Genomic DNA, 18,710 nt, shown 5'->3' on the forward strand with positions numbered 1-18,710 from the left:
CGGCGGGTGCGCGCTCTCAGAAGAAGTCGCCTTCCTCGTCGTCGCCGAAGACCGCATCGCCGGCCTCGTCGAGCATCTCGCCCGCGACCATGCCGCCGACGAAGCCGGCCGCCGCGCCGCCGGCCACGGCTCCCATCCCCAGGCCGCCGCGGTGCCTCCGGTGGCCGTGGTGCCCGTATCCGTGGCTGCCGTGCGCGCCGAAAGCCGCGGGCCCACCGAGCGCGCCGTGCCCGCTGAACGCCCCGTGGGCGCTCGTCAGCAACTGCTGCAGCCAGCCGTCGAGGTACCCGGCCCAGTCGGTGTTGCCGGCGGTCGCATAGTCGATCCGCAGGTGGTGGAACGTGTCCGCGCCGCCGCTGAACAGCCCGCCGCGCTTGTCGACTTCGAGCACGACGTCCACCGCGTGCGGGCCCGCGACGAACGTCAGCTCGAGCTCGTTGAGCCGCCCGGCGTACTGCGGTGCGGGGAAGAACTCGATCTCCTGGTAGAACGGCAGCTGCTGCGGCACGCCCCGCAGCTGCCCGTACTCGACGTCCGCACTGCGGAACGTGAACCCGAGCCGGGCGACCGCGTCCAGGAACAACTCCTGAGCGGGCAGCGGGTGGATCGCGACCGGGTCGAGGTCACCGGCGTCGATCGCCTTCGCCACCGCGACCTCCGTCCGCAGCCCGACGGCCATGCCGCGCAGCGCCTGGCCGAACACCGCGGTGACCGGGGCCTCCCACGGCACCGCGAACTGGAACGGGATCGACCGGTCGGTGTTCGCCGGCAGCTCGAAACCGCCGCTGAGCGGCAGCCGGGCGAACTCCACGCCGCCGGCCTGCTCGTGCTCGCCGCCCTCGAACTCGACCCGGGTGACGAGGCCCAGCTCGATGCGTTCGATCGTCACGGTCCGATCTCCACCCCGGAGCCGGACCTCACCCCGCAGCAGCCCGCCGGGCTGGCAGTCGCCGCGTTCCAGCACGGTGTCGACGGACGGTCCGCCGGCACCGAACGCGTGCATCAACTTCCGAAAGACCACGACATCTCCTCGGACCAAGGCCGCTCAGGTGTGTTTCCTACCCTTGTGCCCGTTCCAACGGGCGCGGTGACGGGGCAGTTCCCGGCCTCTCCCGCACCAAACCGATGTCCGGATCCGCGGGCTACTGGTCGCTGCGAACGGGTGGGACCGAGCCGTGGCTCAGAGCGGCGGGCGGCGCCTGCCGTGCCCGGTCGCGGCCTCGAACGCCGCCGCGACCTGCAGCGTCAGCAGGTCGGAGCGTGGGCGGGTGACGATCTGCAGACCGACCGGCAGGCCGTCCGGGGTGAAGCCGGCCGGCACCGAGATCGCCGGGGCGCCGAGCACCGTCACGTGGTACGCCGAGCGCATCCAGTCCAGGTAGGAGTGCTGATCCTGCCCGGCGATGATCTCCGGGTACTCCTCGTCGACGTCGAACGGCGGCACCTGGCTGACCGGCGCGATCAGCACGTCGTAGGAGTCGAAGAACGCCGCTGCCGCTCGGTAGGTGCGCGCCCAGGCGGTGGTGGCCTGCCAGACGTCGGCGCCGCTGAGCTTCCGTCCTACTTCGATGTTCCAGGCCAGCGCCGGTTTGAACAGCTCCGGCCGGCGGTCGAACCGGTCTCCGAACTGCAGCGCGAATGCGTTCGCGCGAAGCGTCCGGAACACGAACTCGGCGTCGGAGAGGTCGGGGGTCGCCTCCTCGACGACGCACCCCAGCTCGGCGAAGACCGCCGGGGCACCGGCCAGGACGTCCGCGACGACCGGCTCGACCGGCAGCCCGCCGAGCGTCGGGCTCCAGGCGACCCGCAGCCCGGCCAGGTTCCGCTCGAGCGGAACCCGGAACGCCGCGCCGGGGGTCTCGAGCGCGATCGGCGAGCGGGGATCGGGACCGGCGATCACCGAGAGCAGCAGCGCGACGTCGGCCACGGTGCGCCCCATCGGTCCGGACGTGCCGAGCGTGTCCCACGGGTTGTCGGTCGGGTGGGACGGCACCCGGCCGGGCGTCGGCCGGAATCCGACCACGTTGCAGAACGAGGCGGGGTTGCGCAGCGAGCCGCCCATGTCGCTGCCGTCGGCGATCGGCGTCAGCCCGGCGGCGAGCGCCGCGGCCGCACCGCCGCTACTGCCTCCGGCCGAGCGACCCAGGTCGTAGGGGTTGCGGGTGGTGCCGAACAGCGTGTTGAACGTGTGCGACCCGGCGGCGAACTCGGGGACGTTCGTCTTGCCGATCCGGACCGCGCCGGCGTCCTGGATCCGTTCGACGATCAGCTCGTCGGAGGCCGGGACGTAGTCGGCGAGCAGGGGCGAACCGTAGGTGGTCCGCATCCCGGCGGTGTCGTGGGTGTCCTTGAACGCGATCGGGAGGCCGTGCAGCGGGCCGGGCTCGGCGCCGCGCGCGACCGCTTCGTCGGCGGCCGCGGCGGCGGCGAGGGCGCCCTCGGCGTCCAGGGTCACGATCGCGTTGATCGCCGGGTTGACCCGGTCGATCCGGTCGAGGTGGGCCGCGACGACGTCCCGGGCGGAGACTTCCCGGCGGCGCAGCCGCTGCGCCAAGTCGGTCGCGTCCAGGGCACAGAGCTCATCCATGCCCCCGAGCTTCGCCCGCGGCGGTCGCCGTGTCACTGGGCGACCCTGCCGCGCCGCGCGGCGGATCCACGGCAGGAAGTGCCAGCCGTCGGGCCGGGACGTCAGTCGGTGGCCGGGGCAGGGGCTCGCTTCTTCGCGGCCTGGATCTCCGCGTAGACGTGGGCGCGCAGCTCGGTGAAGCGCGGATCCGCCCGGGTGGTCAGCTGGTCACGCGCGGCGGGCAGGTCCACCGACAGCGTCTCCTGCACCACGGTCGGCGCCGACGACAGCACGATCACTCGCTCCCCGAGGTACACCGCCTCGTCGATGTCGTGCGTGACGAACAGGATCGTCACCCCGAACTTCTGCCAGATCGACCGGATCAGGTCCTCCAGGTCGGCCCGGGTCTGCGCGTCCACCGCCGCGAACGGCTCGTCCATCAGCATCACCGACGGCTGGTAGGCCACCGCGCGCGCGATCGCCACCCGCTGCTGCATGCCGCCGGAGAGCTGCCACGGGTAGGCGTCGCCGCGGTCGGCGAGCCCCACCGCGCTGAGCGCCTCGTCGATCAGCCGGTTCCGCTCGGCGCGGCCGAGCTTCTTCTCCTTGAGCGGCAGCTCGACGTTGCGTCGGACGGTGAGCCACGGGAACAGGCTCCGTCCGTACTCCTGGAAGACGACGGCCAGATCGGCGGGCGGTGCCGTCACCGGTGTGCCGGAGAGCGTCACCGTGCCTCCGGACGGTCGCATCAGCCCGGCGGCGCACTTGAGCAGCGTCGTCTTGCCGCACCCGGAGGGGCCGACCAGGCAGACGAGTTCGCCGGCGGCCAGCGCGACGCTGACGTCGCGGATCGCCTCGAAATCCCCGTACGACTTCCGTAAGCCGGTGATCTCGAGCAGTGCTGTCTCCGTCTGGGCGGCCATGACGCTAGTTCCCTCCGTCGCGCGCGGCCCGGCGGAGGCCGAAGTACCAGCGCAGGATTACCCGTTCAGCGAGGCCGAACAGACCGGCCAGCAGGATGCCCAGCAGGCCGAGCAGGATGATCCCGGTCCACATCTCGGGGATCGCGTAGCCCCGCTGGAACTGGACGATCGTGAACCCGAGGCCGCTGGACGCCGCGAACATCTCGCTGATCACCATCAGGATGATCGCGATCGCCAGCGCTTGGCGGAGGCCGGTCATGATCTGCGGGCTGGCCCCACGCAGCACCAGCGTGCGCAGCCGGGTGAGCCCGCTGATCCGGTAGGCGCGGCACACCTCGTCGAGCACCGGGTCGACGGCACGGACACCCTCGATCGTGTTGAGCAGCACCGGCCAGACGCAGCCGAAGACGATGACGGTGACCTTCATCGTGTTGTCGATCCCGGCGAACAGCATCACGACCGGAATGAGCACCGGAGGCGGCACCGCGCGCAGGAACTCCAGCACCGGCTCGCTGTAGGCGCGCAGCCGTGGCGAGAGGCCGATCGCGGTTCCGGCGGCGACGCCGACCAGCCCGGCGATCGCGAACCCCGCGAGCAGCCGGACGACGCTGGGCAGCACGTCGGCGCGGAGCGTGGCCGGCGTCCAGGTCGGACCGAACGCCCGGACCACGGCGTCCGGCGTCGGCAGGTAGAAGTTCTGACCGCCGGCGCTGGCGGCCCACCAGACGCCGATCAGGATCACCGGGAGCAGGAACCACCGGAGCGGCTTCAGGACCAGGCTCATACCGGCACCTCGCGGCGTACGGACGCGTGCCACCGCAGCAGCCTGCGCTCTCCGGCCCGGACGCCGACGTTGACCAGGACACCGAGCACACCGGTGGTGAGCACCAGCGCGTACACCAGCGCCGGCTCGGTCCCGGACCGGGCGACCGCGATCTCCGCACCGAGGCCGGGCGCACCGATGACCAGCTCCACGGTCACCGCAAGGATCAGCGCGACGGCGGCGCCGAGCCGGACCCCGGTGAGCACGTACGGCAGGGCCGACGGCCAGGTGACGTGCCGGATCCGCGCCCAGCGGCTGAACCGGAACGAACGCGCGGTCTCCTCGGCGACCGGGTCGACGTCCGCGACACCGGCCAGGACCTGGACGTAGATCTGCCAGAACGCCGCGTAGACGACGAGCAGCAGCGTCGAGCCGAGCCCGGTGCCGTACACGATCACCGCGAGCGGGATCAGCGCGACCGACGGGATCGGACGGAGGAACTCCACGGTCGACGTCGTGAACGCCCGGACTGCGGGAAGCAGCGCGAGCGAGAATCCCAGCACGATCGCGAGGGCGGTGGCGATCAACAGCCCGAGCAGCCAGGCGTAGACGGTCTCGCCGATCGCGGTCCAGTACGCGCTGGTGCCCGCCTCCCGGACCAGTACCCGCAGCACGGTGGAGACCGGGGGAAGGTCGGTCGAGGACACCAGGCCGATCCGGGGCGCGATCTCCCAGACCGCCAGTGCGATCAGCGCGCCGACGGCGCCGCGGACCGCGTTCGACCCGGCGCGTTCACGCCGCGCCGCCCCGGTCACCGCAGCGGGTGCGGTCACCGGGGCAGCGGGGGACTCAGTCTGCATACAGTGCGTTCAGGTCGGGGGCCTTGGACAGCAGCTTGTCCGAGGTGGCGAGCTCGCCGAGCGTCGCGACCGACTCCTTGTTCACCTCGACCGGCCACTTCGGCAGGGTCAGCTTCGGGATGAGGTCGGGGGTGATCTTCGTGTAGCTGGTCAGAACCTGCCGGACCTCGTCGGGGTGCGCGTCGGCGTAGGCGAGGGACTCCTGGATGGCCTCGGTGAACCGGGTGACCAGGTCCTTGTCGGACGCGAGTAGCTTCTCCGTGACGAAGTACCCGGCCACGCTGAGGTTCGGGGCGAGGTCCACGTAGGTCGAGGTGATCGGGCGGGCACCGGCGGCCAACGTCTGGCTCAGCTGCGGCTCGACCACGAACGCGGCGTCGACCCGGCCACCGGCCAGCGCGGGGGGCATGTCCGGGAACGGCAGCTCGACGAGCTTGACGGTCGCCGGATCGCCGCCGTCCTTGCGGATGGAGTTGCGGACGGCGGTGTCGCCGATGTTCTTCAGCGTGTTGACCGCGACCCGTTTGCCGGAGAGGTCCTTGGGGGTCTTGATCGGGCTGTTGCCCGCGACGACGATCGCGCCGAAGTCCTTGCCCTGGACGCCGGTGCTGGACACGCCGTTCGACACGACCTTGAGCGGCAGGCCCTTGTCCCGGGCGAGCAGCAGCGACGTGAAGTTCGAGAAGCCGACCTGGTACTCACCGGACATCACGCTCGGCACGATCGCGGCACCACCGGCGGCGGTCTTCAGCGTCAGGTCGATGTTGCGCTTGGAGAAGAAGCCCTTCTCCTTGCCGAGGTAGATGGGGGCGACGTCGACGATCGGGATGGTTCCGACGGTCACCTGGGCGTTGCCGCCCTCGGTCTTGACCTCGGACCCGGACGAACCGCCGCAACCGGCTACAACGAAGGCCAGCGTGGCGGCGGCGATGCTCGCCAAAGCACGGCGCATGAAAGCTCCAAATGGGGGTTGGTACTCCGCGGCGGAGTGGGAGCTGAGAGCGGTGCCACGGCCGGGGCGCCGTGGGGTGGGCGAAGCGTGCGCATTGTGAACAGTGGAACGGATCCAGACTATTGACGTGAGCTGAGTCACGTCAACAACGGTGTTTTTGTCAGCGGCATTGTTGACAGTCCAGGCCGCCTATCGGCGCTATTTCGGCTAACCGGTTCTCTCAGCGCGATGAGCGGCGCTCTTTTGTTGACAATGGTGATCCAACTCGAATGCTGCGCTCCGTAGGGCCGACGTGCCTTCGGGGTGACCGCGGGGCGCCGATGAGATGGCCGGTCGCGCGTGTCGGCGGATGGTCCCCGGCGCGGTCCGGACGCCGCCGACGCCGCACGCCGCGCCCTCGCCGGCGGACGGCTTTTGGGAAGCCAACGTCTGCGGGGACGCCCGCGGCACGGTTTTCGGGAAGGCAACCTCTGGCGGGTGCCCAGGGGGCGGGCTTTCGGGAAAACTGCGTTCGCCCCGGGGCGCTGGTGGGGCGGATTCGGGAAAACCCGCGGCGGTGCCCCGGCGTAGCGCAGGGCCTAGGGTGGCCACTGGATCTGGGAGCTCGAATCGCCGGGGGTAACGCATGACGCGACCGTGGACGGCGGGGCTGGTGCTGGTCGTGCTGGCGCTGCTGACCGGCTGCAGCAATGGGGCGCCCGACCCGAGCGCTGGGAACCCGTCCTCGTCGGCGGAGGCGGCCGCGTCGCCGTCGGCCGCGGCCGAGAGCCCGGTGGCGCCGCCGCCCACCGGCGGCACGCCCGCCGAGCGGGTCTGCGCCTACCTCGATCAGGTGCGGGCGCAGATGGACCGGGCGACGAGCGTGGAGAACGCCCGGACGGTGCTCACGGTCCAGCTGGCGGCGCTCGCGAGTCAGAACCCCGACCTGGAGAGGGTCGTCAGCACGCAACTGGACGCGCTGACGACCCAGGGCTGCCCGCAGACCCGGCAGGCGATTCTCACGCGCCTCGGCGTGGACAGCTTCTCCGCTGCACTGCGCTGACTCGACCGGCGCGGGCTACTTCTTCGACTTCTTCTTCGTCGCGCGGTTGCTCAGACTGTCCAGCACCAGGCCGGCGCCGATGCCGAACATCCAGACGTCCTTCGCGATCGGCGTTCCGGCCTGGGTCGGCCGCAGGCTGCCCTCCTCGCGCAGACCGGGCGTCTTCAGGTAGAGCCCGAGCAGCCCACCGGCGAACGCGGCCAGCCCGGCACCGGCCACCGCGGCCGGGACGACCGGCACGAGCAGTGCGGCGCCGAGAGCGATCTCCGCGGTCGACAGGTACTTGGCGAACTGCTTCGGCTCGATCCCGGCCAGGAACGGATAGGTCCCGGCGGCCATCCCGTGCATCCCGGCCGCGGCCTGGTCGTCGGCGTTCCGCTTGGACAGGCCCGAGTTGAGGATGTACGCGCCGGTCGCGATGCGCGGCGGCAGGTGACTCAACTGACCGAGGAACCGCATAGGTGCTCCTGAGTAATAGAAACCGATTGTCCGAATCGTACGACGTGCGGAGCGGCCGGTCGGGTTCGGCCCGCGCGGCGCGTCGGGTCCGACGCGCCGGTCGTCGCCTACCGGGTACCCGCCCAGCCGCCGACGAACGCCGCTACTTCCCCCGCCGCTGGCGGTCGAGCGTCTCCAGCAGGCGCAGCCACGCCTCGCTGACCGTCGGGTAGCTCGGCACCGCGTGCCACAAGTCGCCCACCGGCACCTTCCCGACGATCGCCACCGTCGCGGAGTGCACCAGCTCGGCGATGCCGGTGCCCACGAACGTGACGCCGACCAGCGTGTCGCTCGCCCGGTCGATCACCAGCTTGGCGCGGCCGGTGTAGTTCTCCCGGAGCAGGTACGTGCCGGCCAGCGCCGCCAGGTCGAACTCCGCGGTCTCCACGTCGATCCCGGCGTCCCGGGCCTGCGCCTCGGTGAGCCCGGCCGAACCGACCTCCGGATCGGTGAACGTGACCTGTGGAACCGTCGCCCGGTCGGTGTAGAAGTAGCCGTCCAGCGGTGTTCCGGCGGCGCGCGCCGCGATCACGTCGCCGGCGATCCGACCCTGGTACTTGCCCATGTGGGTGAGCAGGGCCCGGCCGTTGAGGTCACCGACGACGTAGAGCCAGTCGTGGCCCGGAACGGTCAGTCGGTCGTCGACCGCCAGGTAGCCGTGCGGCGTCAGGCCGACGCTGTCCAGGCCGACGTCGTCGCTGTTGGGCGTGCGTCCGGCGGCCACCAGGATCTCGTCGGCCACCACGAGCGAGCCGTCGTCGAGCGTGACCGTGACCTCGCCACCGTGGAGCAGCCCTTCGCCCGCGTCGTTGACGTCCGGCCGGGAGACCGCCGCGACCCGGGTGCCGGTCCGCACGCTGATCCCCGCCGCGGTGAAGCCGGCCGCGACGATCTCGCCGGCGAACGGCTCGGTGCGGCCGAGGAGCCGGGGGCCACCCTCGACGATCGTCAGCTCCTCGGTGCCGAGGCCGTGCAGCCAGGTCGCGGCCTCGCAGGCCACGACGCCGCCGCCGACGATCACCACCCGCCGGGGCACCTCGTGCAGGTTCGAGGCGTCCCGGGAGATCCAGGGACGGGCCTCGCGCAGCCCGTCGATCGGCGGCACGTTCGCCCGAGTTCCGGTGGCCAGCACGACGGCGTGCCGGGCGGTCAGGGTGCGGGTGGTGCCGTCGCTCGCGGTGACGGTCACGGACTTCTCGCCGGCCAGCCGGGCGTGGCCACGCACGACGTCGATCCCGGCGCCGGTGGCCCAGCCGACCTGCGAGCCGTCGTCGTGGTGCTTGACGATCTCGTCCCGCCGGGCGAGGACCGCGGCGACGTCGACGGTCGCGCCGGTGACGCCGGGCAGGTCGCGGGCGTTCGACACCAGCTCGATCGGGCGGAGCAGGCCCTTGGACGGCATGCACGCCCAGAACGAACACTCGCCGCCGAGCAGCTCCCGCTCGACGATCACGGCCTCCAGGCCGGAGTACTGGGTGGCGTACTGCGCGGCGACCTCGCCGGGCGGGCCACCGCCGACGACGATGACGTCCCACTCGGACCGATCCGGGTTCAGGCTCGCATTCACGGTGGCCAGTCTGCCAGTGCACGGCCCGCCGACGACGAGCCTGCCAGCCTCGTCCTCTGCGGACTCAGGTCCGTAGCGTCGCGCCTGAGGACGTGTTGCATGTTGCGATCGCGCTGCCCCCGCGGCGGGTGGGCGCCGAATAGTAGGAGCCGTTCCCACCCGATGGTTGTCGTTTCGTGGACGTCATCACGTACAGGATCCGTCAACCACCGCCCCGTCGGAATGGGGTTATCCGGTCAGAGACGGATCATTCTGTCGGTATCGGCCGCCGACGTAGGCGGAAATCGGTCCCGAGTCCGCGGGAATCGGACTTCCGGTAAATTCGGGTCTCAGAGCGTGGAATGCCTCCCACCAACTGGGACCGCTGCCGGCCGGGTGACCAGTGGCGCCGCCGACGCGATCGGTCACGGGTCTGAGTGGCCCCCCGGCTGGGGGTGACCGGTGGCTCGCTGCAAAGGGTCACCGAAACTCGTCGCGCACCTGAGGAAAGGGCGACAACCACTTGGCGCGGCGAGCGGGCGGGGCGGGATGGGCGCCAGTCCGGCGATCACCGGGCACCCTGCACACCCCCAGCGGCCGGAGGGTGGGTGAGTCACCACGCACGGGCCGGCGGGACGACTCGGCCTGGGCGGGCGGGCGCCGGGTGCGGAAGGCACCGGCGCCCGCCCGGCAGGCGTCGATCTATCGGGCGTTGAGGATGTGTTCGATCGCGAGCTGGTCCAGCGTGACCGCACCGGAGCCCTTCGCGGCGGCAGCCGCGACGTCGAAGTCCTCGAACGCGGAGCGGTCGGCGAGCAGGTCGGTGATCGACTCGCCGTCGTTCAGCGTGGGCTGCGCGAGCCCGGTGACGCCGTGCGCGTCGAGCGCGGCCTGCACCTCGGGGTCGGCGCGGAAGGCCGCCGCCCGCTCCTTGAGCAGCAGGTATGTGCGCATGTTCGCGGCGGCCGAGGCCCAGACGCCGTCGATGTCCTCGTTGCGGAACGGCTTGTAGTCGAAGACCAGCGGGCCGTCGTAGGCCGGGCCGCCGCTGAGCGGACCGTGCTCGAGCAGGTCGACGAGGAAGAACGCGTTGATCAGGTCACCGTGGCCGAACACCAGGTCCTGGTCGAACTTCGGCCCGTGCTGGCCGTTGAGGTCGATGTGGAACAGTTTGCCCTGCCAGAGCGCCTGGCTGATCCCGTGCACGAAGTTGAGGTTGGACATCTGCTCGTGCCCGACCTCGGGGTTCACGCCGACACGATCGGCGTGCTGGAGCGAGTTGATGAACGCGAGGGCGTGCCCGACGGTGGGCAGCAGGATGTCGCCTCGGGGCTCGTTCGGCTTCGGCTCGATCGCGAACCGGATGTCGTACCCCTGGTCGATCGTGTACTGAGCGAGCGTGTCCATCGCTTCGGCGTAGCGGGAGAGGGCGGCGTGCACATCCTTGGCTGCGTCGGTCTCGGAGCCCTCGCGGCCGCCCCAGCAGACGTAGACCTTCGCGCCGAGCTCGGCGGCGAGGTCGATGTTGCGCAGGGTCTTCCGCAGCGCGAACCGGCGCACCGACCGGTCGTTGCTGGTGAACGCGCCGTCCTTGAACACCGGGTGGGTGAACAGGTTCGTGGTGGCCGCGGGGACCTTCAGCCCGGTCGCGTCCAGCGCGTCCTTGAAGCGGGAGATGTGCTTGGCCCGGGCGGCGTCGTCGGAGCCGAACGGGATGAGGTCGTCGTCGTGGAACGTGACGCCGTACGCCCCGAGCTCGGCGAGCTTGTGCACGGTCTCGACGGGGTCGAGCGGAGCGCGGGTCTCGTCCCCGAACGGGTCGCGGGCCTGCCAGCCGACGGTCCAGAGCCCGAACGAGAAGCGGTCGGCGGGGGTCGGCTGCGCTGCCATGGCGGTACCTCCGTGCGGTCGTGTTGATTAGTTCAGGGCGTTAACATATCGCTGGTCGGCCGGAAAAGGGAGAGTTCGGTTGGGTGCTTTTGTCGGTGGTCCGGCGCGGATCGGGTCGGTGCGCGCGCACAACCTGGCGCTGGTGCTGCGTGCGGTGGAGTCCGCCGCAACGCCGCTCTCCCGTGCGGACGTGGCGGCGGCCACCGGGCTGACCAGGGCGAGCGTGTCCGCGTTAGTCGACACGCTGCTGGCCGGTCGGCTCCTGCGGGAGACCGGAGCGCCGACCCGTACCGGCGTGGGCCGGCCCTCGACCGGCCTGGTGCTGGACTCCGCAGGGCCGGCGGGGTTGGGAATCGAGCTGAACGTCGACCACCTGGCCGTGTGTCTCGTCGACCTGACCGGTGCGGTGCGCGCGCGGCTGTCCGGCCGGTTCCCCGCGCTGAACACGCTGGTGGGGGACGCCGTCGCGGCCGGCACCGCGCTGGGGCTCCCGCTCGCCGGTGCCGCGGTGGCGGTGCCCGGTCTGGTCGACCCGGCGACCGGTGAGTTGCTGGTCACGCCGAACCTGGACGTGGGTGGCGTGCGGGAGGCGGTCGGCGAGCTGTCGGCGCTGCGGGGGACGCCGGTCGTCGTCGAGAACGAGGCCACGCTCGCCGCGCGTGCCGAACAGCGGTCGCTCGGCGCGGCCGCGCCCCGGTCGTTCCTGCAGGTGTCCGGCGAGGTCGGGATCGGGGCGGGGCTGGTGCTCGACGGGCAGCTCTACCGCGGTCGGCACGGGTGGAGCGGCGAGCTCGGGCACGTGACCGTGCGGCCCGGAGGACGGCCCTGCGGCTGCGGGAGCGACGGCTGCCTGGAGCAGTACGCCGGGCTGCGGGCCGTTCTGCAGGCGGCCGGCCCGGGTGCGGGGACGATCCTCGAGCGGGCCACGTCCGGCGATCCGGCGATGCTCGCCGCGCTCGTCGACGCCGGGGAGGCGATGGGCATCGCGCTGGCGGGCGCGCTGAACCTGCTCGACCTGGACGCGGTGGTGCTCGGCGGCGCGCACGCCGAGCTGGCTCCCTGGCTGGTCGGCCCGATCGAGGCGCAGCTTTCGCGTCGCCTGGTCGGCGCGGCCGTGTCCCGTCCGGCGGTGCGCGCGTCAGTGCTGGGTGCGGACGCCGCAGCGCTGGGCGCCGCCTGGTCGGTACTCGACCGGGTGCTCGACGATCCGGTGAGCTGGCTCAGCCGGTGACCCGATCGGCCTGGGCGCGACGTGCGATCAGCACCTCGAGGCCGTCGAGGTAGCGCGCGAGGCCGAACTCGAACAGCGTGGCGATGTCCAGCGCGTCCTCCTCGATCGCGCTGACCGCGGCCATCATCGGGAACTCGCCGGTCGCCAGCACCTCGAGCATCGCGTCGTCCTGGGCCTCCATCCACTCGCCCGCGCTCATCCCGGTCTCTTGCTCGTCGCGCTTCTCCTCGTCCAGGACGATCGCCATGCTCCGGACGTGGTTGAACAGTCCGACCGCGGAGTGGATCAGCTCCACCGGTGACAAGCCGGTGTCGCGGAGCGCGGCCATCGCGTACTCGGTGTGCACCATGCCGCGCGGGATCATCTGTGGCCGCGAGAACGAGAGCGCCGCCCCCATCCAGCTGTGCTGCTGGTAGCCCTGCCACTGGATCCGGGCGACGCCCTCGAGTTTCGCCCGCCAGCCGACCGGCTCCCCGTCGGGCAACAGGGCCATGTCGCGGAACACCGCGTCGAGCATCAGCAGGACCAGGTCTTCCTTGCTCGGCACGTAGCGGTAGAGCGCCATCGTCGCCACGTCGAGCTCGGCGGCCACCCGGCGCATCGAGAGTTCGGCCATGCCGTGGGTGTCGGCGATCCGGAGTGCGGTGGTCACGATGCGATCGCGCGTGAGGGGGATCTCGGTGCCCCGACGGCGGCGACGCGGCGGGTCCGGTACGCCGAGGACCGCGCTACCGACGGGTGCGAGGTCGGCGGGGAGTGCACCGTCGGGCGCGGTGGGCGCGGTTGGCGCGGTGGGCGCGTTGGGCGCCGCCGTGGCGGCCGGGGCGGCTGGGCGCGGGACGGTGGGGATGCGGGGCGGCGGTAGCGCGGCGGGCGTCTGGCCGGGGGGCGTCTGGCCGGGGGGCGCGCTCCGGACGACGGTGCCGACGCCGGGGACCGCTTCGACTAGGCCCTGCTGGCGGAGTGCGGTGAGCACTTTGGTGGCGGTGGCCATCGCGACGCCCCACTGACGAGTGATCTGGCGCGTGGAGGGGAGCCGGTCGCCGGCCGCGAGTTCACCGCTCTCGATGCGGCGCCGGAGCTCTCCGACGATCCGTGCCGACGGCGTCTCGTTCATCGTCGCCACCCCTTCCGGAGGCTGCGGGACGAATTTCCGCACTAGTGCACCACGGGGGTTCGCCGGGCGCAACTCCGCGATCGTCCCCGGTGACCTGCGGCGCGTTCCGGTTGAAGTGCACTAGTCGAGCGGGTTCCCGCTAGTGCACGCTCTACCTGCGTAAATGCGGCCTTGCGCGGGGTCCTGGCAGTGCGCTTCAATCGATTCCAGAGCGCGTACGACGTACACGTGCCGCACTATCTACGCCCTTCGGAGGAGCTGTTGATGTCGAGCGAGTACACCGTCCATGAGGGTCCGGCTCGGGCCGGGCGGAGAGAGTGGACCGGTCTCGCGGTCCTCCTGCTGCCGTTGCTGTTCGTCTCGATGGACGTCTCGATTCTCTACTTCGCCGTGCCCTACCTCAGCGTCGAGCTCGAACCCACCAGCACCCAGCAGCTCTGGATCTTCGACGTCTACGGTTTCGTGCTGGCCGGCCTGCTGATCCCGATGGGTGCGCTCGGCGACCGGATCGGACGACGCCGACTGTTGCTGATCGGCGCCGTCGGCTTCAGCGCGGCGTCGGTGCTCGCGGCCTACGCGCCCAGTGCCGAGCTGCTGATCGCCGCCCGAGCCGTCCTCGGGATCGCCGGCGCAACGCTGATGCCCTCGACGCTGGCGCTGATCCGCAACATGTTCCACGACGAGCGTCAGCGGGGCACCGCGATCGGGATCTGGACCGGCGTCACCAGCGCCGGGATCGCACTCGGTCCGGTGCTGTCCGGGCTCCTGCTCGAGCACTTCTGGTGGGGATCGGTGTTCCTGATCAACCTGCCGTTCATGGTCGCGCTGCTGGTGCTCGCGCCGATCCTGGTACCCGAGTACCGGCACCGGGGCATCGGTCGCTTCGATTGGCTGAGCGGCCTGCTCGTGCTGGCCACGGTCATCCCGGTGATCTGGGGTGTGAAGGAGCTGGCGCAGATCGGCGGCGGTGCACACGGGGCGTGGGGCGAGCCGCTCGCTGCGATCGTCGTCGGCGTCACTGTCGGTGTGGTGTTCATCCGTCGGCAGGTGCGGCGCCCCGACCCGATCGTCGACGTGGCGCTGTTCCGGCGCCGGGCGTTCGGCGGCGCGGTCGCGCTGAACGTGGTGGCGATGTTCGGGGTGGTCGGGTTCGCGCTGTTCGCGACCCAGTACCTGCAGTCGGTGCTCGGGATGAGCCCGCTCCGGGCCGCACTCTGGAGCGTCGCGCCGTCGCTGCTGGTGGGGGCGGTCGCGCCGGTGGCCAGCGCACTCGGCCAGCGGATCGACCGCGCGTACGTGATGACGGGCGGATTGGTCATCGCGGCGGCCGGGTTCCTGATGGTCACGCAGGTAACGCCGGACACCGGTCTGTGGCTGGTGCTGCTGGCCGCGAGCACGTACGCGATCGGGCTGGTCGCCGTGATGGCGACGGTCACCGAGGTCGCGCTGGGGGTCGCGCCGCCGGAGCGGGCCGGGTCCGCGTCCGCGATCCTGGAGTCGGGGACGGAGCTCGGCGGCGCGCTCGGCATGGCGCTGCTCGGCAGCCTCGGGGGTGCGATCTACCGCAACGAGGTCACCGACGGCGCACCGGCCGGGCTGCCGGGCGACGCGCTGGACGTGATCCGCGAAACGCTGGGTGGTGCGCTGGCCGTGGCGCCCCAGTTGCCGGGCGAGACCGGTGACGAGGTGGTGCGGCTCGCGCGCGATGCGTTCACCGACGGGATGCACGTCGCCGGGGTGGCGGCGGCTGCGGTGATGCTCTGTGGAGCGGTGGTGGCGGCGACCGCGCTGCGCGGTCTCCGTCCGACGTCGACGCCGTCCTTGGCATCGTCGCCGGGGTCGTCGCCGGGGTCGTCGCCGTCGGAGGCGCCGTCCGGGGCGGGGGTGGAGCCGGGTACTGATTCGGGCGTGGGGATGCCGTCCGATGCCGGTTCGGGCGGAGAGGTGCCGTCCGGCAGCGGTTCAGGCGTGGGGGTGCCGTCCGATGCCGGTTCGGGCGGAGAGGTGCCGTCCGGCAGCGGTTCAGGCGTGGGGGTGCCGTCCGATGCCGGTTCGGGCGCGGGGGCGCCGTCGGTGCCGATGCGGGGCTAGCGCACGAGCGAACGCGGACCGGGCTCGTGTCGACGAGCCCGATCCGCGTTCGTTCTCGTGGTCAGCGGCGCCAGTAGTACGCGCGGGTCTGGGCCCGGGCGGTGAGCAGGGCGATCAGCGCGGCCGGTACCAGCAGCTGGACCGCGGTCATCAGCAGCGACGCGGTGCCGCTGATCGACGCGATGCCGGCCAGCGCCACGATCACGGCGATCATCAGCGTGATGACGTACGCGCCCCGGCTCCCGCGCCAGATTCCCCGACCGAGCCAGCCCATCATGACCGCTGCCACCAGTGGAACGAAGAATACGGCCGGGCCGAGCGTCGCGAACAGCAGCGAGAGCACGAACAGGCCGACGCCGGTGAGGTTCACGAGCACCATGGCCGCCACGACCGGCGCCGGGCGGGATGGGCGCTTGCGCGGTGCGGTGAGCACTCGCATGGCGACGGTCGGGTCGGATGCGTTGTCGGAGCCGGGCGCCTGGGCGGGCGCCTGTGCGGCGGCCGCTTGCCTCGGGACGCCGGAGATAGGGGCGCCTGAGATCGGGGCCGCGTAGATCGGGACGCCGGAGATAGGGGCGCCTGAGATCGGGGCGCCGGAAACTGGGGCTGGGGCGCCTGTGATGGGCGAGCGCGAGGTCTGGGTGCCAGAGGTCGGGGCACCAGAGGTCGGGGCGCCGGGAATTGGGCTTGGGACGTCGGTGACGGGCGAGCGCGAGATCGGGGCGGCATAGATCGGGGCGCCGGAGACAGGCGTCGGCGGGGCGCTGATCGGGGCCGTTGAGGGTTGTGGAGCGGCGGCCGGCGCCGGTGCGGCGGGCCGTGGCGGGAGCGTGACCCGCCCGGAGTGGGGCGGTGCCGTCCGCTGCGCAGGGATCGCCGCGCTCGGCGCCGCGGCGGGTCGGGCGTCCGAGGTGGGCGAGGGCCTGGCGAGCGAAGGTTCGGTGCGAGAAGGCTCGGTGGCCGGGGGCTCGGTGGCCCGGGGCGTGGTGGCCGCGGGCCTGACGGTGGAGGGCGTCTGAGCCGGGGGCGCTTGGCGCGGGGGCGCCTGGGTGGAGGGCGTCGGAGTCGTGGCACTCGTCGGCGCGGGCGTGACGGGGGAGACCCTTGCGCGGGCGGAGATCGGGGCGGATGGCCCAGGCTTGGATGCTGCGGGCTTCGATGCCGCTGCCTCGAGCGCGGCGGGCTGCGAATCTGCAGGCTTCGACGCCGGAGGCTTTGGCGCCGAGGTCTGCGACGGTGAGGGCTGCGACGGTGAGGGCTGCGATGCCGACGGCCGCGACGGTGAGGGCTGCGACGGTGAGGGCTGCGATGCCGCGGGCTGCGAGGCCGAGGACTTCGGCGCCGTGGGCTTGGTCTTGGGCGGTGCGGGGGCCTGGGCTGCGGCTTTCGGTGGGGTCGTCGCTGCGGCGGACGCCGGGGACTCGTCGTCCGAAGCCTTCGTCGACGGCGCCGACGGAGGGTCGGCCACCGGATCGGTCATGGCGAGCAGCGCGGCCAGCGCCGACCCGGGCGCGACCTTGAAGATCTCGGCGGCCTGCCGGGCTGCCGACGGTTGCTCAGCGTCGGTGCCCGCCGCCTCGGATGGTGCCGTCGGCTCGGATGGCGACGCCAGCTTGCGCGGCGCTGCGGGCTTGGAGGACGTCGCCGACTCGGAGCGTGCCGCCGACTTGGGCGGCGCTGCCGGCTCGGATCGTGCCGCTGGCTCGAGCGGCGCTGCCGGATTGGTCGGCGCTGCCGGCTCGGAGGGGGCCGGTGACTTAGTCGGTGCTGGGGACGCCGCCGCGGATGCCGAGGTGTAGGTCCGCCCGCTTGGACGACCGGCGGCCGTGCGCGGAGCGCCGTTGGTCGCCGCCTGCTCGGTCGCTGCCGCGGGCCGGGCGGGCGCCGTGGCCGACTGGGCGGAGGCCGCCGATCGGGATGGTGCCGCCGACTGGGTTGAGGCCGCCGACTGGGTTGAGGCCGCGGAATGGGATGACGCCGCCGACTGGGCGGTTGCGGCCGCCTGGGACGGGGCCGCCGACTGGGCGGATGCCGCCGGCGGGGTGGGCGTCGTTGCCGTTCCGCCCGTGGGCCGGGCGGCGGTGCGGCGGGCACTGATCAGCGCGGTCGCCGACGCGGCGGACTTGCTCGTCGTTGGCCGCGCCGCGGTTCGCTGCGCGCCGCCACGCGGCGTAGTGCTGACCGAAGCGCTTGACTGCACGGGCTTCGCCGCCGAAGCGGACGGCGCCGCCGTGCTTGTTGCTGCGGTGCCCATTGCCGCCGTGCCGTGGACTGCTCCGTTGTGGGACGGAGTGTCGGTCGCCGCTGCGTCGGACGCGGTTCGTCCGGCGTGGGTGGTCGAAGCCTCCACCGTCTCGGTGTCCGGGCGCTCGGATGCTGAACCTGCGGCGCTTGCCGTCGCTCCGTCGGCGGAGTTGGCCTGCTCGGGCTCGTCGGGATCCACGGTGACCAGGGGAACCGTCGCAGTCGTGCTCCCCACCCGGATCGGCACGATCGGAACGGTCGCGTCGGGCGGAGCAGCGGCGGTGGCCCCAGCGGCGCTGGGGTTGTTTCCCGGGGTCATGGCGCCGGACGCTAGGGGCCGGGCGGGTCGTCGCGCCTCGTCCGATCGGTCAGTTTTCGGTGTCCTCAGTGGCCTTTGTGCCGCCGGAGACCTTCTTGTCCGCCCAGGTCAGCCCCGCAAGGCCGACCCAGTGTAGTCACCCTGCAAATCGCTCCCCTTGCCACCCCGGAAAGTGGCGATCGAGGCGGCGGAATATCGCAGGCCCTGAATCGTTACAGTAGACGTACATCCCCGACGAACGAGGAAGGTCACCGTGCCGACGGCACCCAGCATCGAGCAGTACCTGCAGTACCTCCACGACGACTACGCCGCCCGCATCAACGAGGCGGTCGCCGAGGACCGTGACGAGCTGGCGTGGCAGCTAGCTGACGCGTACACCCGCGACGCGTTGCGGGCCCAGGCCGACTACGGGCTCACTCCCTCCCTGGACCGGCTCCCCGGCCGGAGCGCTCGCGTCGCAGCCTGAATCCTGGCGCTCGACGGCTTGAGCGCCCGGTGGTAGTCGCGCTTTCCGGGTGGCGGAGGGTGTGGTTGTCACACTTCCCGCGCGATACCTGGCTGGTTGTCACGCTCTCCGGGTGGCGCGGAGCGTGGTGGTCGCACATCCCGTGCCATGGCACGGACAGGGCGACAACCACCTCGACACGCACCCGGAAGCGGCGACAACC

18 protein-coding genes are annotated in these 18,710 nt (G+C 72.0%); 7 read left to right on the forward strand and 11 right to left on the reverse strand.

Annotated elements, in window-relative coordinates:
• Nucleotides 1–16: 16 nt before the first annotated feature.
• The 6 genes from ABEB28_RS16310 to ABEB28_RS16335 all read right to left on the reverse strand — a co-directional run bounded on the left by ABEB28_RS16310 (nt 17) and on the right by ABEB28_RS16335 (nt 6,064).
• The gene (locus ABEB28_RS16310) at nt 17–1,021 is read right to left on the reverse strand and encodes a sporulation protein (protein WP_345728949.1); all 1,005 of its coding nucleotides are present in this window, start codon (nt 1,019–1,021) and stop codon (nt 17–19) included.
• A 159-nt stretch (nt 1,022–1,180) separates the two neighbouring features.
• A complete protein-coding gene (locus ABEB28_RS16315; RefSeq protein WP_345728950.1) occupies nt 1,181–2,587 on the reverse strand; it encodes an amidase in 1,407 nt (468 codons plus the stop codon).
• Nucleotides 2,588–2,688: 101 nt separating this feature from the next.
• Nucleotides 2,689–3,489 (reverse strand): ABC transporter ATP-binding protein, encoded by an 801-nt coding sequence (locus ABEB28_RS16320; protein ID WP_345728951.1) that lies wholly within the window; start codon nt 3,487–3,489, stop codon nt 2,689–2,691.
• Nucleotides 3,490–3,493: 4 nt separating this feature from the next.
• Complete coding sequence (locus ABEB28_RS16325) at nt 3,494–4,273, reverse strand: ABC transporter permease (RefSeq protein ID WP_345728952.1); 780 nt, start codon at nt 4,271–4,273, stop codon at nt 3,494–3,496.
• Complete coding sequence (locus ABEB28_RS16330; protein ID WP_376981830.1) at nt 4,270–5,112, reverse strand: ABC transporter permease; 843 nt, start codon at nt 5,110–5,112, stop codon at nt 4,270–4,272. The genes ABEB28_RS16325 and ABEB28_RS16330 overlap by 4 nt, the downstream gene beginning before the upstream one ends.
• The gene (locus tag ABEB28_RS16335) at nt 5,102–6,064 is read right to left on the reverse strand and encodes an ABC transporter substrate-binding protein (protein ID WP_345728954.1); all 963 of its coding nucleotides are present in this window, start codon (nt 6,062–6,064) and stop codon (nt 5,102–5,104) included. The genes ABEB28_RS16330 and ABEB28_RS16335 overlap by 11 nt, the downstream gene beginning before the upstream one ends.
• A gap of 625 nt (nt 6,065–6,689) precedes the next feature.
• Between ABEB28_RS16335 and ABEB28_RS16340 the strand changes: the two genes are divergently transcribed.
• Nucleotides 6,690–7,106 carry a hypothetical protein gene (locus ABEB28_RS16340; protein WP_345728955.1) on the forward strand — a complete coding sequence of 139 codons (417 nt, stop codon included), beginning with the start codon at nt 6,690–6,692 and terminating at the stop codon, nt 7,104–7,106.
• 15 nt (nt 7,107–7,121) lie between these two features.
• Here the strand turns inward: ABEB28_RS16340 and ABEB28_RS16345 are convergent, their stop codons facing one another.
• The 3 genes from ABEB28_RS16345 to xylA all read right to left on the reverse strand — a co-directional run bounded on the left by ABEB28_RS16345 (nt 7,122) and on the right by xylA (nt 11,040).
• A complete protein-coding gene (locus tag ABEB28_RS16345) occupies nt 7,122–7,565 on the reverse strand; it encodes a hypothetical protein (RefSeq protein ID WP_345728956.1) in 444 nt (147 codons plus the stop codon).
• A gap of 142 nt (nt 7,566–7,707) precedes the next feature.
• Nucleotides 7,708–9,171 carry a dihydrolipoyl dehydrogenase family protein gene (locus ABEB28_RS16350; RefSeq protein ID WP_345728957.1) on the reverse strand — a complete coding sequence of 488 codons (1,464 nt, stop codon included), beginning with the start codon at nt 9,169–9,171 and terminating at the stop codon, nt 7,708–7,710.
• Nucleotides 9,172–9,852: 681 nt separating this feature from the next.
• Nucleotides 9,853–11,040, reverse strand: coding sequence for a xylose isomerase (xylA, locus tag ABEB28_RS16355; RefSeq protein ID WP_345728958.1), 1,188 nt, complete (start codon nt 11,038–11,040; stop codon nt 9,853–9,855).
• A 79-nt stretch (nt 11,041–11,119) separates the two neighbouring features.
• On the opposite strand from xylA, the gene ABEB28_RS16360 reads away from it, so the two are divergent.
• Nucleotides 11,120–12,271, forward strand: coding sequence for an ROK family protein (locus ABEB28_RS16360; protein WP_345728959.1), 1,152 nt, complete (start codon nt 11,120–11,122; stop codon nt 12,269–12,271).
• Here the strand turns inward: ABEB28_RS16360 and ABEB28_RS16365 are convergent.
• Nucleotides 12,261–13,388 carry a TetR/AcrR family transcriptional regulator C-terminal domain-containing protein gene (locus ABEB28_RS16365; protein ID WP_345728960.1) on the reverse strand — a complete coding sequence of 376 codons (1,128 nt, stop codon included), beginning with the start codon at nt 13,386–13,388 and terminating at the stop codon, nt 12,261–12,263. The genes ABEB28_RS16360 and ABEB28_RS16365 overlap by 11 nt on opposite strands.
• Before the next feature lie 264 nt (nt 13,389–13,652).
• Here ABEB28_RS16365 and ABEB28_RS16370 point away from each other — a divergent pair, with 264 nt between their 5' ends.
• A complete protein-coding gene (locus tag ABEB28_RS16370; RefSeq protein WP_345728961.1) occupies nt 13,653–15,479 on the forward strand; it encodes an MFS transporter in 1,827 nt (608 codons plus the stop codon).
• A 61-nt stretch (nt 15,480–15,540) separates the two neighbouring features.
• Here ABEB28_RS16370 and ABEB28_RS16375 read toward each other — a convergent pair whose 3' ends face one another.
• Nucleotides 15,541–15,918 carry a hypothetical protein gene (locus ABEB28_RS16375; protein WP_345728962.1) on the reverse strand — a complete coding sequence of 126 codons (378 nt, stop codon included), beginning with the start codon at nt 15,916–15,918 and terminating at the stop codon, nt 15,541–15,543.
• A 391-nt stretch (nt 15,919–16,309) separates the two neighbouring features.
• Between ABEB28_RS16375 and ABEB28_RS16380 the strand changes: the two genes are divergently transcribed.
• From ABEB28_RS16380 to ABEB28_RS16395, 4 genes are all read left to right on the forward strand, one after another.
• On the forward strand, nt 16,310–16,498 hold the full coding sequence (locus tag ABEB28_RS16380) for a hypothetical protein (RefSeq protein WP_345728963.1): 189 nt from the start codon (nt 16,310–16,312) through the stop codon (nt 16,496–16,498).
• Between the two features lie 48 nt (nt 16,499–16,546).
• On the forward strand, nt 16,547–17,278 hold the full coding sequence (locus ABEB28_RS16385) for a hypothetical protein (RefSeq protein WP_345728964.1): 732 nt from the start codon (nt 16,547–16,549) through the stop codon (nt 17,276–17,278).
• Between the two features lie 27 nt (nt 17,279–17,305).
• Complete coding sequence (locus ABEB28_RS16390; protein WP_345728965.1) at nt 17,306–18,178, forward strand: hypothetical protein; 873 nt, start codon at nt 17,306–17,308, stop codon at nt 18,176–18,178.
• A 117-nt stretch (nt 18,179–18,295) separates the two neighbouring features.
• A complete protein-coding gene (locus tag ABEB28_RS16395; protein ID WP_345728966.1) occupies nt 18,296–18,508 on the forward strand; it encodes a hypothetical protein in 213 nt (70 codons plus the stop codon).
• Nucleotides 18,509–18,710 lie beyond the last annotated feature (202 nt).

It is taken from the genome of Cryptosporangium minutisporangium, assembly GCF_039536245.1.
GTDB classification, from domain to species: domain Bacteria; phylum Actinomycetota; class Actinomycetes; order Mycobacteriales; family Cryptosporangiaceae; genus Cryptosporangium; species Cryptosporangium minutisporangium.

Excerpts from the sequence above, each read along its gene's own strand:
- ABEB28_RS16315 (WP_345728950.1), bottom strand. The coding sequence starts at position 2,587 with ATGGATGAGCTCTGTGCCCTGGACGCGACCGACTTGGCGCAGCGGCTG.
- ABEB28_RS16320 (WP_345728951.1), bottom strand. The coding sequence starts at position 3,489 with ATGGCCGCCCAGACGGAGACAGCACTGCTCGAGATCACCGGCTTACGG.
- ABEB28_RS16325 (WP_345728952.1), bottom strand. The coding sequence starts at position 4,273 with ATGAGCCTGGTCCTGAAGCCGCTCCGGTGGTTCCTGCTCCCGGTGATC.
- ABEB28_RS16330 (WP_376981830.1), bottom strand. The coding sequence starts at position 5,112 with ATGCAGACTGAGTCCCCCGCTGCCCCGGTGACCGCACCCGCTGCGGTG.
- ABEB28_RS16335 (WP_345728954.1), bottom strand. The coding sequence starts at position 6,064 with ATGCGCCGTGCTTTGGCGAGCATCGCCGCCGCCACGCTGGCCTTCGTT.
- ABEB28_RS16340 (WP_345728955.1), top strand. The coding sequence starts at position 6,690 with ATGACGCGACCGTGGACGGCGGGGCTGGTGCTGGTCGTGCTGGCGCTG.
- ABEB28_RS16345 (WP_345728956.1), bottom strand. The coding sequence starts at position 7,565 with ATGCGGTTCCTCGGTCAGTTGAGTCACCTGCCGCCGCGCATCGCGACC.
- xylA (WP_345728958.1), bottom strand. The coding sequence starts at position 11,040 with ATGGCAGCGCAGCCGACCCCCGCCGACCGCTTCTCGTTCGGGCTCTGG.
- ABEB28_RS16365 (WP_345728960.1), bottom strand. The coding sequence starts at position 13,388 with ATGAACGAGACGCCGTCGGCACGGATCGTCGGAGAGCTCCGGCGCCGC.
- ABEB28_RS16370 (WP_345728961.1), top strand. The coding sequence starts at position 13,653 with ATGTCGAGCGAGTACACCGTCCATGAGGGTCCGGCTCGGGCCGGGCGG.
- ABEB28_RS16375 (WP_345728962.1), bottom strand. The coding sequence starts at position 15,918 with ATGCGAGTGCTCACCGCACCGCGCAAGCGCCCATCCCGCCCGGCGCCG.